The organism is Microcoleus sp. AT9b-C3 (assembly GCF_036705485.1).
Lineage (GTDB): Bacteria > Cyanobacteriota > Cyanobacteriia > Cyanobacteriales > Microcoleaceae > Microcoleus.
Genome location: NZ_JAUBUR010000005.1, coordinates 76,099 through 89,593 on the forward strand (window position 1 = coordinate 76,099; position 13,495 = coordinate 89,593).

13 protein-coding genes and 1 pseudogene are annotated in these 13,495 nt (G+C 45.2%); 6 read left to right on the forward strand and 8 right to left on the reverse strand.

From position 1 onward, the window contains the following. Positions 1–1,101: 1,101 nt before the first annotated feature. The gene (locus QUB77_RS06670; protein ID WP_333174718.1) at positions 1,102–2,055 is read left to right on the forward strand and encodes a hypothetical protein; all 954 of its coding nucleotides are present in this window, start codon (positions 1,102–1,104) and stop codon (positions 2,053–2,055) included. On the opposite strand, the gene QUB77_RS06675 is transcribed toward QUB77_RS06670, so the two are convergent. Continuing rightward, complete coding sequence (locus tag QUB77_RS06675; RefSeq protein WP_333174715.1) at positions 2,023–2,604, reverse strand: hypothetical protein; 582 nt, start codon at positions 2,602–2,604, stop codon at positions 2,023–2,025. The genes QUB77_RS06670 and QUB77_RS06675 overlap by 33 nt on opposite strands. 565 nt (positions 2,605–3,169) lie before the next feature. Between QUB77_RS06675 and QUB77_RS06680 the strand changes: the two genes are divergently transcribed. The 3 genes from QUB77_RS06680 to QUB77_RS31690 all read left to right on the forward strand — a co-directional run bounded on the left by QUB77_RS06680 (position 3,170) and on the right by QUB77_RS31690 (position 4,639). Continuing rightward, the gene (locus QUB77_RS06680) at positions 3,170–4,075 is read left to right on the forward strand and encodes an alpha/beta hydrolase (RefSeq protein WP_333174713.1); all 906 of its coding nucleotides are present in this window, start codon (positions 3,170–3,172) and stop codon (positions 4,073–4,075) included. Between the two features lie 266 nt (positions 4,076–4,341). Continuing rightward, positions 4,342–4,554 (forward strand): hypothetical protein, encoded by a 213-nt coding sequence (locus tag QUB77_RS06685; RefSeq protein WP_333174711.1) that lies wholly within the window; start codon positions 4,342–4,344, stop codon positions 4,552–4,554. After that, complete coding sequence (locus tag QUB77_RS31690; protein WP_445251752.1) at positions 4,496–4,639, forward strand: hypothetical protein; 144 nt, start codon at positions 4,496–4,498, stop codon at positions 4,637–4,639. The genes QUB77_RS06685 and QUB77_RS31690 overlap by 59 nt, the downstream gene beginning before the upstream one ends. A 326-nt stretch (positions 4,640–4,965) precedes the next feature. On the opposite strand, the gene QUB77_RS31695 is transcribed toward QUB77_RS31690, so the two are convergent. After that, complete coding sequence (locus tag QUB77_RS31695) at positions 4,966–5,298, reverse strand: transposase (RefSeq protein WP_445251751.1); 333 nt, start codon at positions 5,296–5,298, stop codon at positions 4,966–4,968. Between the two features lie 511 nt (positions 5,299–5,809). Here QUB77_RS31695 and QUB77_RS06690 point away from each other — a divergent pair. Further along, a pseudogene (locus tag QUB77_RS06690) lies at positions 5,810–7,036 on the forward strand (ISAs1 family transposase). A 26-nt stretch (positions 7,037–7,062) separates the two neighbouring features. Here the strand turns inward: QUB77_RS06690 and QUB77_RS06695 are convergent. The 6 genes from QUB77_RS06695 to QUB77_RS06720 all read right to left on the reverse strand — a co-directional run bounded on the left by QUB77_RS06695 (position 7,063) and on the right by QUB77_RS06720 (position 11,764). Further along, positions 7,063–8,391 (reverse strand): DUF58 domain-containing protein, encoded by a 1,329-nt coding sequence (locus QUB77_RS06695; RefSeq protein ID WP_333174709.1) that lies wholly within the window; start codon positions 8,389–8,391, stop codon positions 7,063–7,065. A gap of 12 nt (positions 8,392–8,403) precedes the next feature. Then, the gene (locus QUB77_RS06700) at positions 8,404–8,793 is read right to left on the reverse strand and encodes a VOC family protein (protein WP_333174707.1); all 390 of its coding nucleotides are present in this window, start codon (positions 8,791–8,793) and stop codon (positions 8,404–8,406) included. Next, a complete protein-coding gene (locus tag QUB77_RS06705; protein ID WP_333174704.1) occupies positions 8,790–9,089 on the reverse strand; it encodes a helix-hairpin-helix domain-containing protein in 300 nt (99 codons plus the stop codon). The genes QUB77_RS06700 and QUB77_RS06705 overlap by 4 nt, the downstream gene beginning before the upstream one ends. A gap of 61 nt (positions 9,090–9,150) precedes the next feature. Then, positions 9,151–9,594: a GNAT family N-acetyltransferase gene (locus QUB77_RS06710; protein WP_333174702.1), complete on the reverse strand. Its 444-nt coding sequence runs from the start codon at positions 9,592–9,594 to the stop codon at positions 9,151–9,153. A gap of 14 nt (positions 9,595–9,608) precedes the next feature. Beyond that, positions 9,609–10,559: a MoxR family ATPase gene (locus tag QUB77_RS06715; protein WP_333174699.1), complete on the reverse strand. Its 951-nt coding sequence runs from the start codon at positions 10,557–10,559 to the stop codon at positions 9,609–9,611. After that, on the reverse strand, positions 10,556–11,764 hold the full coding sequence (locus QUB77_RS06720; RefSeq protein WP_445251750.1) for a DUF4350 domain-containing protein: 1,209 nt from the start codon (positions 11,762–11,764) through the stop codon (positions 10,556–10,558). Before QUB77_RS06720 ends, QUB77_RS06715 begins: the two co-directional genes overlap by 4 nt. Positions 11,765–12,415: 651 nt before the next feature. On the opposite strand from QUB77_RS06720, the gene QUB77_RS06725 reads away from it, so the two are divergent. After that, the coding region (locus tag QUB77_RS06725; protein WP_333174695.1) for a Calx-beta domain-containing protein at positions 12,416–13,495 on the forward strand (1,080 nt) is incomplete at its 3' end.

Below are 13,495 nucleotides of genomic sequence, written 5' to 3' on the forward strand. Positions count from 1 at the left end.
GATTGTTCCGGCGAGTTATCGGTAAGGTGTTTACATATTACTAAGGGCTTGTGCGATCAAACCCAAGTTCTTTCACGGTCGAGTTCCCCACTTGTTGGAAGTGCCAAGAGTCTCGCTCATCGCGAGAATCCATAACTGTTGGGCTTGACAACTGAGCAATAAGTTACAAGGTAGACTAATCAAGTCTCGATCGTAACTATTCTTTTCGTCTCTTCACTAGCCTAACCTCCGCAGACACACTTTGGGGCCGCAGTTCTGTCTGAGTTTGGTCAAAAGCCACTGTTTTTCCAGCCTCCGCACTTACCGAACACGATCGCGCGGTCGGTTGTTTGCCTTGCTGCTTTACGGGTTGGCACCTGGATGATGGCTTTCCTGCTATCTAGTCCGGTCGATCGACCATAATATGCAGGTGGCGGGGGTGTTGTGCGCCGATATCTGGCTGATATTGCCGATCGGGCGTGAACGCGCCTCTACAAGAATGACGGTTAATTTACCCGACTGGAGATGGTCCCGCCATTTAACCCCTGCCCATAAGCATCCGGGACTCCTTTTTAGCAGAACCCGGTTTAATTAACTCAACTCCCATTAATTCAAAAATCTTAGCAGTTTAAGAATGCTTCTGCTATTAATTATGCGCCAAGACTGTCTGGATTCTGGGCCCGCCCAGAGGCTGCGCTTCGTCCAGCTAGCGGTCAAGCTGAACCTAGCCTCATCTGACACCGGGTAGCAGCGAGAGTCCGGGCCAGGGGGCAAAAGGCTAAGTTTTCGTCGTGCATTTCTTGGCGGACGAATTGAATCACTCAAAATTCCCCTCTTTTCTGAAATTAAAAAATTTCGATTTTTTGCCATCCTGCCAACCCCGATCGCCCTTCTGTCTCAAGAGTGATGCAGAAATATTCCCTGTTAATCTGTGGTGCTTTTCTCAACAATCTTCAATAGCTCTATTTTGGGTAAGGATTTCTCGGAATTCCGCGCAGTTGCGGTACTCGTCACGGGTTTGAATTTCGGGTATCATAGAGTCTTAGACTCTTGTTTACCGAGAATCTAACTCAGTGCTAAAAAAGCCTGGATAACTTTAAGTTATTTTTCAAAAAAGTCAGTATGAATGAAGTTAAAAAAACTACAACCAAGCTGAATAGATCGCCTGTGAAAGTGGCCGATCGCACTTTGCAACTCGAATCGCTCCCCTTGAGCGAATTGTCCTTAGAAATGACTCAGGGCCAAGCTTTAAGGGAATTTAGTTCGGACGATCGCCCGGCGGGAACCCCAACAGCCACAAGCCGGACTGCCGAAACAAGGCGCCGGAGGGTAGATGGCAAGACATCCTGGGATCGATCGCCTGTGGTTTCTACCGCCTTTCTCAAGTGGCTGCTAGAGCGTTTGACTCGATCGAAAGGTTGGCTGGCAGTTATCACCCTGGCAGCAGTTTGGGGGTGGTGGAACAGTGAGTTACTGTTTTCCACAGGCCTGGGGATAGCAGCGATGATGCTGGTTTACCGAGGGCAGTCGTGGGACTGGCAATTGCTGCGAGCAAAAGGCGAGCAATTTTGGGAGGGCCCGAACCGCCGGTTCGTTTTAGCCGTGGGCACGGGCGGGATTGCTACCTTGGGCGCTTACATGAGTTTGGGGATTTGGGCGGACTCAAGCAGCCACTGGATGGCTTTGAGCCTGATTTTGCAGAATTTGGGCACGATCGCGATTGCAGGGCTGTTGCTGCGACAAGGGTTGAGTCGGAGGGCCGCAAAAGATGAAGTGGCACTCGATCGCATCTTGGCGGATTTGACTGATGCTGACCCCGTGAAGCGTTTGATTGCAGTGCGGCAAATGACCGATTTGGTGAATAAGGGTGGGTTTGGCCCTGTGAGCTCCGTCAAAAGTTCGTTAGCGAAGCCCTCGCAGAGGATCGCCCGTTCCCGCGCTGCCGAGTGTTTTCGCCTGATGCTGAGTCGGGAACCAGAAGCTTTAGTCCGCAATGCCCTTCTCGAAGGTTTGCAGACTTGGGACGCTACTTATGGCATGGCTTTAAAATCCAAAAATCAAGTCATCGACTATTAGCTGACCGTCAAAAGCGTAAAAAGTAATTTTATGAATATTCGGAGCTTTTACGCGCAGGGGAGCCCTAGGGGCGATCGGAGAATTAGACCCGACCAGATTGGGCGCCGGCATTTCATCCTGAACGATTGCGTTGCCGTCAATGTCACAAGCAGATAAAACAGTTCGCCGCGAACTGGTGACAAGTCCTGACACCCAGCGAACTGGATACTTAAAAGTTACTTCTATCAGTCCGCTTTTGGGGGCCCCCATTAACACTGTTGCCCCAGAACCCGTGAAAAAGGCTGGGTTTGAAGGTTGGATGGCGACGGCATTGCTAAAAGTCACCCCCCAATGTGCAAACTGGTGTTCTACTACTTCAAAGCATTTCAAGTCTTCTAAAGCTACGCGGACGATCGCAGGTACAGTTGTGGCGCGCGATCGCACCTCTGACCCTGCGCCTGAGCGTTCTGGAGTAGCGACAAAAGACTTTTTGCCGTTTAAATCCATGCTTCGACAGGCTGTGTCAAATTCTGCCAACCCGTCAGATTGAAGACTTTTCGCATCAACCATAAAACCCTCGCGATCCCTTTTTCTGAGCAGTTGCATTTTAGTAGACCTCCCTGAGATTAGTTGTTTCTTGTGTTTTGGAATTGATAACGGCGAGGCCAGTGATTGCCAAACCTGCAATTAGGAATCGAAACCCCATTGCCCGCCCTCCAACAAAGACTTTCGACCTCAAAAGCCACTGCTCCGCAAAATATCGTGATTAATGATTCGTGATTGGCGAGCCTCGGCCAACCTGCCGCCTGCCTGAAAGCGAGTTCTAATACTCCTCCTTTCCGAGCGCCTGCTTTCGGGGTTGGCGAACAGACTCTATTATCTTGAGGGGTCTTACCCATCATTTTGCTATTATCTCCGATCGGCGCTAGTTTGCAAGGGTAAGGATAACTACACAGCCGAATTGCCCAAATCGCAAAAGTTACTTGCTGTCTGTAGTTTCACGCTTCACCTGTACTAAAATAGATTTAAATCATTACTCAATCTTTACAAAAACGCCACCAGCTTTGCAAGTTTTTTAAACAAAGACGGGGCGACGGAAAAGAATCTAAAATATAACAGCGATTGAGGTTAGTTTATGCTTGTACCCCTCGGCTTCGGTCAGCGATCAATAGTTACTTCTCTCGGCAGAATGGTCTACTACACTGCTGAAAAAATGCCTTGGATGGGGTTGCCGACCTCAACTTCGGAAAATCAACCTAACTTAGTATTTTTTCACGGTTTTGGCGGCGGATCGAGTGCCTACGAATGGTCGAAAGTTTATCCGGCTTTTGCGGCAGAATATCGAATTTTAGCCCCGGATTTAATCGGTTGGGGGCGATCGGAACATCCGGCAAGAAATTATCAGGTAGAAGATTATATCACAACTTTGATCGAATTTCTCGAAAAAACTTGTGGCAGTCCGACAGAGGTGATTGCTTCTTCGCTAACAGGGGCGATCGCGATTCGAGCGGCGATCGCACGGCCCGATCTCTTCAAATCCCTAATTTTGACCATACCCAGCGGTTTGTCGGACTTCGGACAAGATTACGGCAGCAGTTTCTTCGCTAAGCTAGTCAACACGCCGATTTTAGACAAATTGCTCTACAGTACCGGCATCGCCACAGACGGCGGCATCCGTAGTTTCCTAGAACAACGACAATTTGCCGATTCGCGTCGCGTTTACCAAGAAATTGTAGATGCTTACCTCGCATCTGCTTTGGAACCAAATGCAGAATATGCCGCCCTGTCTTTTGTGCGGGGAGATTTGTGCTTTGATTTGTCGCTGTACATCACTCAGCTAACAACGCCGACAGCGATTATTTGGGGAGAAAAATCGCAGTTTACCGGGCCCGATATCGGCCAGCGGTTGGCAAACCTCAACCCCGAAGCAATCAAAGTTTTTCAACCTCTGGAAAACGTAGGTTTGACTCCGCAGTTAGAACTTCCCGCTGTCACGATTGGCTTAATTCAGCAATACTTAAAATTGCTTTCGGAAGGGTGAAGAAGTTCGGCAACGGATTTTTTAACGGATGCAAACGGATGTTACGGATAGAGGTTCCAGGATCGAGGGAAGAACGAAGATTAATTCCCCACTACCCATAGATGTCAACTTAATCCTAAAGACCGCTGTATCTCTCCTTTATATCCAAGTCTAGCTCCCCCTAAATCCCCCTTAATAAGCTATGCTTTATAGAACCCATTTGAGATATTTTTGGCAATCGGGTAGGATAGCTAAAAGGGGTGAATTAAAAGCAGACGGGGGAGGAAATGGGGTATTCAAGCGATGTAACAGACAAAGAGTGGGACATAATCGAGCCATTATTACCCCATCAGAAGAAAACAAGACCCCCAGTGTGGACTTGCGCGGCAAATTCTCAACGGGATATTGTATCAACTCAAGAATGGTTGCAACTGGGCAGACTTGCCCAAAGATTTTCCACCCTATTCAACGGTCTTCTGGCATTACAAACAGTGGTGTGAAGATGAGAGCTTAGACCAAATCATGACAGAATTACATGGACGAGTGCGGGAACAAGTAAAAAAAAGCCTCAGTGGACAACTCTAATCATGATTGACTCACAAGCGGTGAAAAACACTTGTAATGCAGGGATTGAGTCGAAAGGGTTTTGTTTTTACAAGACGACAAATGGGATTAAAAGACATCTAGCAGTTGATATATTGGGCTTCCCCTTCTTTACCCACTGCACCAAAGCCAGCGTATCTGATGACCATCGGGGTTGATTGAAATGCTGACCGAAAATATCGATTACTTCAAATCTAAACCGCTGGAACTGACGAAGATTACCATCTTGGTAGAGCATGGTTATCATCCTGAAAAACTGACGAGCTCATTGGAGCCGATTTATCCTCAAATTACAGCACTTCCAGATGTTATGAGGTACAGTAGCAGCAATTAGTAAACCAGTTTTTGAGATGTTTCGGATTAATTAAGTCAAGAGCCACAGCAATTATCATATCAACCATTTTAGTGGTCGTTGGCGAAAACTTTCGCAATAAAGATTTAAGTTGCGACCACCATAATGCAATCGGATTAAAATCAGGAGAGTATGGAGACAAACATAAAATAGAAGCACCGACAGATTCAATCATCGATGTAATTGAATCTACTTTATGCGCGGGTAAATTATCCATCACTACTACTGTTCCCGACCACAATTGTGGCACTAAACATTTTAAGGGTAAATACCTCAAATGCTTTGCCATCCATTGAGTTATCAATTGTCATGACTGCCACTACTCGCTGGATACTAATTGCACCAATTACTCTGACTTTTTTCCCTCGGTAAAAAGGTTTAACCGCGTAGGCTCTAGTTCCTCGTGCCGAACGTGCATGAGTTCGGTTTAAACAAGCGTAATACTCCTGTCTCCTCTAAAAATACGCTTATTGAGAGGTTCCATATGCTTGACTTTTTCCGCATACTCTAACCTTAACTTCATGACTCTTTCTGTTCCGGCTTGGCTACTCCTGACAGTTTTTTTTACGATTTAATCCCAACTTCTGTAAGGCGTTACACATGGCTGTTCTACCCACGCAATTTCCCGTCTTCACAGGCTTATAACTCACACAATTAGAGCAGGGTAAGCTCATCTAATTTGGTATAATTGTACTTGACAAAAAGCCGCCAATAAGATCTATATCTGTGCACCGAACTCAAACCTATAATTAAGTTTGAATCTTAACAAAGTCAATCAAGTTGAAACGGAGTTAAAGACAATGACAAATGGTTTTGCACCTCGATTGAAACTCGCTGTAATATCTCCAGCTAAAAAAGCAGAAAAACGACAGTTAACACCTCTGAGCGAAATCCAAGCCAATTTATTGAATTATGTAGCAGAGCTCCCCGACCCCAGAGTTCAAAGAACCCAAAAACACTTATTAAAAGATATTTTAGTAATCTCTATTTTAGCCGTCATTAGCGGTGCAGAAGGTTGGGAAGACATGGAAAATTATGGCATAGCTAAACAACAATGGTTAGAGGAATTTCTCGAATTACCCAATGGTATCTAAGCGTGATGATACTTTTCGACGAGTCTTTGAAAGAATTAATCCTCAGGATGAGAGAACAATGTTTAGCGAAGTGGCTTCAAAGTATGCTTGGTTCGATAGTTGGCGAGATTATCCCTATCGATGGCAAAAGTGTTAGAGGTTCTTATGACCGTAATCTAGGCGTAAAAGCTTTGCATTTGGTCACGGCTTGGGCAAGTGAACAGCATTTAGTTTTAGGGCAAGTTAAAGTTGAGGATCATTCCAACGAGATTACGGCAATTCCGGCACTCTTAGAATTATTAGACCTGAGCGGGGCGATCGTTACCATTGATGCGAGGGGAACTCAAACCGAGATTGTGAAACAAATTCGCCACAAAAAAGCTGATTATATTGTATCTCTTAAAGCCAATCATCCCACTTTACATTCTCAGGTTAAAGAATGGTTTGATACCAGAAGAGCTAATAACTTTGAAGGCATTAACGTTAGTTATAACCAACAAATTGAAAAGGGACACCATCGCACTGAAAAACGTTATGTTTGGGCTGTTCCTTTAGAGGCTTTCGGTGGTCTTTATCAACAAGACCAATGGTCGGGACTGCAAACCATCGTCATTATTGAAAGAATCCGCCATCTTTGGAACAAAACGACTCGTGAAGTCCAATTTTATCTGACTTCTCTGCCTGCGGATGCTCAAGTTCTTGGTCGTGCCCTTCGTCAACATTGGACGATTGAGAACCAAGTTCATTGGACTTTAGATGTCACGTTCCATGAGGATAAATGTCGGATTCGTTCAGGTCATAGTCAAGAGTAATTTGGCCATAGAGAGACGGATAGCACTTAACGCTCTTAATCAGGAGAAAACATTGCAGCGTAGTCTTCGTCAAAAAATCAAACAGGCTTCTATGAATAATGATTATATGATGACGGTTCTCAACTCGTTTTGTCAAGCTTGATTGAGATGCTCTTACCCTGGAGAAGATTAAAGCTGATTCCGAGACTTAAGTTGCAAATATCGGTTAACTAATTGCTCGCTAATTTGATTGGCTGGTGCATCCAAAACCAAAACCCCTTTTTGTTTCAACTGTGCAAAAGCTACCTGACGCTGTGCTAGTAAATCTAAAGCTACAGCACGATTATAAGTAGGTGTAATTTCCACGGTGGAAGTGTGAGCGATTTTGTCAACGAGAGGGTCGCGCAAAGTTACACAAAAAGGCAAATAACGAGGTGTTAAACGCGCTAATGCCGAAAGCATTTCTGTAGATGCGGTAACGTCTACTAAATCAGTAATTAGCACAACTAATGCACGGCGAGTTTGTTGACTTACTAATTTAGTTACAGCACCAACATAGTCTGGTTCTAACAAAACTGGCTGAATTGGCGCCAGGCGTTCAATTAATTTAGAGTGTTGATGTTGACCCCTTTCCGGGGATATCCAAGTCGTGATTTCCCGATCGAACACACCGACTCCCACCCGATCGCCCCGATTTAGTCCAGCCAAGGCTAAAGACAGCGCTGCATTCACTCCCCAGTCAAAACGCTTCAAACCCTGCACTCGCGCCGTCATCAGCCGTCCCCTGTCGAGTAAAATAATCAAAGTTTGCTCTTTTTCTGGTTCTAAAACTCTGACTAAAGGGCGCGATCGCCTCGCAGTAGCTTTCCAATCAATCAAGCGAGGATCGTCACCAATACCATATTCCCGCAGTTCGGCAAATTCAGTTCCCATGCCGAGTTTTTGTAACCGCCGCATTGTGCCACTATTTTCCAATGTTAGCCGAATAGAGAGTTCTTTCAACATCACTAAATCGGGATAAACTGCCACTTTTTCACTAGCAGGTATTTTCCAGTCGTTCCATGCTAAACCCCAGTTTCCCAACTGCCGTACTTGAATGTCTCCCCACTTATATTCTCCGCGATTTGACGGGCGGATTGTATAAGTTAATTCCAGATCGCTGTTAGGGTTGAGGTCTGCTTCCAACAGCGCTTGAGAGACATCAAACTCTAGCGGATAGGAGTCGCGCAGGCGAATTTTAGCTGTTTGATTTGCCGTTAGCGCAGCCCTCGGAGAGGATCGCACTGACAGTAAAACCGGATTATCTCGCCCAATCGAAAGTCTGTGCAACGGATGGCGTGTCACTTGCACCCGATGAGATTTCACGCGCAGTGCGTCGGTAATGGCTAGACCTACAATTAAACAGTCAAATAGTAAAGTGCCGATAATACTTGTCTGCTGATTTACCAGCATAGCGAGCAAAAGGGCGATCGGAATGGCGATCGCTAACAGGAAATAAAGGCGAATAGCAGGAATCATTACAATTTCTGATTAAGATACTGGTGTACACAATTCAACGAGAGTTCCGTCTGGACATCTAACATAGGAAACAATCTGACCCCAAGGTTTTTTGAGAGGTGCTTTTAACTCTAATGCACCTGCTGCGATCGCTTGTTGATGTGCCATTTCTACTGAATCAGTGGTAAGTGCTATTTCCACACCTAAAGGTTTATCCGATGAATCAGCCGAAATATAACCATTTGGGAAATTTGACGCGCCTAGAGAATGTGTAGCAAAAGATAAAGTTGTTTCCCCAGTGTCAAGTTCACCATAATCTCCTGATTCATCAATGAACTTCTTTTTGAACCCAAAAGCCATTTCAAAAAAAGTCAATGAACTTAGTACGTCAGCAACGTAAATAATTGTATATCCGAATTTCACTTGCTTTCTCCCTTTACATGATTTGCAAGTAGCTTACGTCGTTCGCCAGTATACCTCCACCAAGGCTTAGCTGGTTCGCCATTGAGGAATCTTTTGACAGAAATGAGAGCGTCAAGTACACATGGATCGTGGCGGTGTCCCATGACATTAGCAAGTTCGTGAAAGACTTCTAATGGCGATCGCATTTTAAGTTGCTCTGGTTGCTCAATACCAATGCTTCGCAAATCCGCACTAATTGATTTCCCAATGTTTGGAAGGTCTTCAAGCTTCTTGACTTCGTTTAGAGACTTCTTCATACTTCTGGTGTGGTATTTTTGAACTCAATTCCTACCATACTTGCGTAATAAAGATTTTTTGTCATGAATTCGATTCCTCCAAACGAAACGTAAACATAACACAATCGCTCGGTGTTTCTGGATTACCAACAGCCGAATACAGATTCATCGCTGCTGTATTTTCGCGATCGGTAAGCACCCAAGCTTCTGTACAACCCAACTCACGAGCGACCTCAAATACTGCATTCATCAAACGCTTCCCCAAACCTTGCCGACGATGAGTTTCTGCTACGCTAACCTCGTTAATCCACAGTTCGGGACGTGCCTTGTCGGGATGAACATAATGAACTGCTGAGACAAAGCCGACAACTCGATCGTCATCGATTGCAACAGCCAGATGGTGGCGCGAGTCTGTCAAAAATTCTTCAGTACGTCGGATATCGATCGAGTTGTCAAAGACATCTGGATCGACCTTCTTGAGAATATCTACATCATTACGATCCAGAATTTTGATTGCGATCGTCATAGTTATATTTCAGTTTACCTCGGTACAGCGACTTGTTTTAATACCGAAGCAATTACCGAATCAATTTGCAACCCATCTAGCAGCGATTCTGGTTTGAGAATCAGACGGTGACGCAAAAGTGGCAGTGCGATCGCCTTCACATCATCAGGAGTAGTATAATCCCTGCCAGCTAGCCAAGCGTGAGCTTTACTGCTTTGCAACCAAGCTACTGCCGATCGCGGAGAAGCACCCAATGCCAAATCGGGATGTTTTCGCGTATTGTGTACCAAAGCTAGCACGTAATCGAGCACTTTCTCTTCTACTTTGACAGTTTGTACTGCTTGACGGGCGCTAAGTATTTGCTCTACCGTTGCTAAAGATTTGATCCTAGCTAAATCGAGGCGTTTGGCGCGAAATCCTGCCTCTGCGTTCAGCAACATTTGCTTTTCGGCGACTGCATCGGGATAGTCAACCACCAGTTTAAATAAAAATCGGTCTAACTGAGCTTCTGGTAGCGGATAAGTGCCTTCAAATTCTAGGGAATTTTGAGTTGCGATCGTCCAAAATAATTCTGGCAGAGCTAAAGTCTCACCGTCTAACGTTACCTGCTGTTCTTCCATTGCTTCTAGCAGTGCTGACTGGGTTTTCGGAGGCGTGCGATTAATTTCATCCGCCAGCAAAACTTCAGTAAACACTGGCCCTTTTTTCAGGGTAAAACTGTGGCTTTCAAAATCAAAAATATTTGTTCCCAAGATATCCGACGGCAAAATATCCGGCGTTAGTTGAATGCGGCGAAAATCTGCTTGAATCAATTGGGCGATCGCTTTTACAAGTAGAGTTTTCCCGGTTCCAGGCACTCCCTCAATAATCACGTGGCCGCCGCTCAAAAGTGCCACTAGCAAGTGCTGTACAGTGGAAGATTGACCCACAACTATTTTGTCGAGGGCTTGGCTGAGGCGTTTAAAAATCGAGTTTGTTTCGCTCATTTTAGATTTTTCCTGTCAGAGGGGAGATGTTGACGGATCTGCTGCCATTTACCCAACCAGGTTAGCAAATCTGAATCGCTGATTCGGCCTTTAGGTGATGGAGATCGCAGAAGTTCTGACAATTCTGCCGCTTTTCGCCCTGTTTGCTCCACCCAAGCATTTGTTAGGGTTTCACTTTCCAGCGATCCCTGTCCCAATAATGCTTTTTGCAGTTGTAACAGTTCTTCTTTTCCGATAATTTCTACCGCAAAATCAGTGCTGTTTGCTTTTTGCAAAACACCCGCTAATGCTTGAATGTAAGCTTCGCTGTTGTCAACCTGTGGCGCTGATATAGTTACAGGCTGTCCAAACCTGTTCCACCCGGCAAAAATAGCAACGAGTAAAATAATTGTACCCTGTATCAAAACGGGAAATAGAGGAGTTTTGGCTAAATAAGTGAATAAATTTCCCTCGTATTCGCGTTCAAGAACTTCTGGATCTTTGTAGCCGTGAATGTATTCGTCTACCCAGACTTTGTTGAGGATTTTACTCGTTCCCTGACTTTGCGGGTTGCTCGAATTTTGGATTAATTTCACTGCTAGAGCCTGCTGAACCCCTTCTATTTCTTGTTCTCCACCTTCTAATTGAGTAACCAGCCGTGCTAAAAATTCATAATTACCTGGAAAATCCTGATAAGCATTAGCAGCTAAATGGGAAGTGCTGGAAAAATAAACTGTTCCCTTACCCAGTGTTCTTTTCCAAACTATTGCCCCAAATTGATCGTCTAAAACTTGTTTTTTATTGCTGGGATATCTCCGCCCCGTGTCAATCTTTATTTCCCCGGCTGAAGCTGGGTACAAGCTACTAAAAGGTGCTGGTGTCACCGGTGTGCGAACTCCCAAAATTACTAAAGTATTGCCGTGTTCCACCCACTTTGTCTCTGGCTCAGAAACAACTTCTGGTATCAAGCTACTATAGATACGTAAAAGTGTACGGGGCGGTTTGGCATCTTGGTTTTTAGCAAAGTCTTCAAAAGGTTTTTGCCAGCGCTGAAGCTCGGTTCCCCGTTTTGACATGAAAGCATACCATGCTCCGTAGCCGTCCGGCGCTCTATTATAAGTAGAACCGCTGTTGACTTTGTTGTTAGCAGGAGCAAATAACAGGGTAATGATAATTATTGCAGTAATGGCGATCGCTCCCAACAACCATAACCTACGCTTTGACAATTTCATCGCTCGTTAAGTAAGTAAATACAAATAAATATAACATGAGGGCGGGTTTTGAATGAATCAGCTCACTCCTCATGTAGAACATATTTGACATCTTTTAGCATTCATCAATCACATTACGGATCACCAATAAACTTGGTTTTTTACCATCGCATTTTTAATGGAATCAGATTTAACTTACACCCGAACCTCAATTTTCAGAAATTCCCAACTGGGTGATGCTTAGACATATAAAACTCTAAGTATTTTTACTTATCATTGTCTCTCCTGATTCACTTTTGCCCGCTGAATCAGTGAAAGCTGCCTCTTGGGGGGCCGAAATCTGGGATTTAAGCTCTCCTCTACAGATGTGGAAAATCCCCTTTTTATAGGGATGAAAAAAAGATCGCAATTTTTCCGGATCAAACTTATTGATGATGAAAGTTAAACATCCCTATATAAATAGGTCTAAGTAGGTGTAATTATTTACACTCAAGATTTGATCGGGGGCAATCATACCTTCAGAGGCTGATTGGGCAAGCATTTTTACTTGATTTACCTGCACGTATGAGGAAATTTTTCTTGCAGTGACAGATCGCTACAAGAAAGCCCAACGTCTGGTTTTCAGTCACTTTTAATCCTTAATTACTCATCATCAAAGGAGAAGCTATGGCTACTTCATTCAGTGGTTCTTTGGGTACAACCACTAATTACAGCAGCATCAGTGACCTAATTACACAATGGCCTACTGCCGCCCAAGATCAAGGCATCCAACTCTCTGGGATAGCTTTTGATGGCTTTGAAACGAACTACACTAACCCTACTGCCATCAGCAACCTCACGTTAGCAACGAACGAAACCCCTAAAAGCGGGTTGAGCTACGGCGGTTCCGGTGGTATTGGTGTCCTAGGCTCTTATAGTGGTTGGTTTACCGACGCCAATAAATTGCGGGCGGAAATCAACTATGACCCCAACACCAATCTATCTCAGGCGCTGAAGGTGAAATGGGCAGATAACAAAGACATCACTAGCGCCACGATCGGCCTGAGTGGATTACTTCCCAAATCAAGTTCTGCAGTGAACGATCAAGGCAATGAAGTTGGTTTGCTGAAACTCTTTAATAATGGGACGGAGGTATCGGCCAGCAATTTTACGATCACTCGCTCCAACGCTCCGACGAGCGGTCAAAAACCGATCGGTGTGTCTTCAGAGGGAGTGACTTTTATTGCCGATCGTGGGGATGGCGATTTCACATTCCAGATACAAGCAAATTCCACTAGCGTTGCTTTTGACGAATTACGGTTCTCCGCCAAAGCCTACGATAGCCTCACCGATCCCTCCTTCAAAAGCGATAGTTCCGACTACCTAGTGCGGAGTATTCAATATCAAGGCATTGATGTGACGCCGACGCCGACGCCGACGCCAACTCCGACGCCGACTCCGACATCTCCAAGTCTCTTCCAGTTCGCCCAACCAAATTACACGGTGGCTGAAGGCAGCCCGGCTACGATTAACGTTACTCGCACCGGTGGCACGGCGGCTGCAACCATTAGCTACCAGACTCTTGACGGTTCGGCAAGTTCAGCAGGCACTGCTGGAGATTACACTTCGGTGACGGGGGTGTTGAATTTTGCTGCGGGGCAAACAACCGCTAGTTTCACCGTGCCGACTTTGACTGATGCGATTTTGGAATCATCGCCGGAAACGGTTAATTTGGTGCTCTTCGGTGGCAATGTCAGTAATCCGTCA